General features: G+C 38.4%; 1 protein-coding gene. It reads left to right on the top strand.

Annotation, left to right across the window (positions count from 1 at the left end; genetic code table 11):
• Positions 1 to 280: 280 nt before the first annotated feature.
• The coding region (locus DW005_RS13600; RefSeq protein WP_117480194.1) for an IS110 family transposase at positions 281 to 1,315 on the top strand (1,035 nt) is incomplete at its 3' end.

Here is a 1,315-nt window from a genome sequence, read left to right as displayed (position 1 = left end):
ACGTATAATCCAATTATCCTCTTTTGAGGGTAATGGATTATTCTCCTTTCTCCCAATCTCTTGGGTTTTATTGAATACTCCATTATAATACTTAAAGCACTGTGGATCTGTATCTATTCTATTACAGCTTTGACTGTTCGGAGGTGACTCAGACCGCAGCTTTTCGTCTATTACTGGTAATTAGTTTGTTAACGCTTGACGTTTCTATTTACGTGATTACACAGCCGAATTCTCTGTGGAAGACAGCAGTGCTAAATATTATTTCAGGAGGTATATTTCTATGTCCATGTACTTTGTTGGAATTGACATTTCCAAGTACAAACATGATTGCTGCATCATTTCTGCAGCCGACCAGCAGATTGTTTCCAAATTTACTGTCAAAAACGATAAAGATGGGTTTGAACATCTGCTTACTACTCTCAACTCTCTCTCCAATCCTGAGGATATAAAAATAGGGTTTGAATCAACTGCTCATTATGCCCTCAATCTTGAACTTTTCCTTGAAAACGCTCACCACAGCTTCATGGAAGTTAATCCAGTTCTTATCAAGGAATATAAAAAGTCTACAACTTTAAGGCGAACCAAAACCGATTCTGTTGACTGCGAATCAATAGCTCGGTGGTTAATGACGGTTGAATACAAACCCCATTCAAAAGGATTTTACCACTCTTATTCCTTAAAGTCACTAACTCGTTTACGAGACAGGCTGATTCGTCAGCGTTCTTTTTATCTTGTAAAAATTACAAATGTTTTAGACCATACCTTTCCGGAATTCAAACCTTTTTTCAATGAGCGGCTTTCAAAAACTGCCATCTATCTCCTTGAAAACTATGGTTCAGCCGAAAAAATGGCTCATATGAATTCAGCTTCTTACGACAAACTCCGTTGTGCTTCAAGAGGTAAGTTTTCTATACAACAGTTCCTTCGTTTGAAAGAACTGGCTGCCAATACAGTCGGTGTCAATAATTCTATTTTCGACATCGAATTAAACAGTTTACTTACCTTGTACAACTCTCTCTGCAAGGAAATCAAAACCCTTGAAGCCGAGATTACCAAACTTATTGAAGAAGTACATCCACACTATATGTCCATTCCCGGTATCGGTCCCATTTCAGCAGCTGTTATTTATGCTGAATATGGTGATATATCAAACTTTTCAAATCCCGGACAGATGCTTGCATTTGCAGGAATCGAACCCGGTATTAACGATTCTGGAACAGAATCCCATGGTGGCAGAATGGTAAAACATGGTTCTTCACAACTTCGTTACGTTCTTCTTAACGCCTGCCTTCCTTTAATCCGTTTTGACATAACC

This window comes from Clostridium sp. AF36-4, assembly GCF_003435975.1.
Taxonomy (GTDB): domain Bacteria; phylum Bacillota; class Clostridia; order Lachnospirales; family Lachnospiraceae; genus Eubacterium_F.
The sequence above is the reverse complement of the archived record's forward strand: the minus strand, read 5'-3'. Positions and strand labels throughout refer to the sequence as shown.